Annotated in this window: 1 protein-coding gene; it reads left to right on the forward strand. The window is 38.9% G+C overall.

All coding sequences use genetic code 11. The features are described 5' to 3' along the window. Positions 1-247, forward strand: a 247-nt coding sequence (locus tag GYB81_RS24150) for a riboflavin synthase family protein (protein ID WP_498052058.1), incomplete at both ends; no start/stop codon positions are given.

Genomic DNA, 247 nt, shown 5'->3' on the forward strand with positions numbered 1-247 from the left:
GGTGTAGGTGAAATTACCGTAGTCCGTGAAGATGCTCGCTCAATTTATTATGAAGTGACAGCACCTGTAGAACTTGCTAAATACTTAGCAGAGAAAGGTTCTGTGACAGTAGATGGTATTAGTTTAACCATTAATCATTTACGCGGTAATATTTTAAGTTTGAACTTAATTCCGCACACAGCAGAACGTACCAATATTGGAACCTGGCAAGTCGGTAGCAAAGTTAACCTAGAAGTCGATGTATTAG

Origin of the sequence: Pseudomonas yangonensis (assembly GCF_009932725.1) — a bacterium.
Lineage (GTDB): Bacteria > Pseudomonadota > Gammaproteobacteria > Pseudomonadales > Pseudomonadaceae > Aquipseudomonas > Aquipseudomonas yangonensis.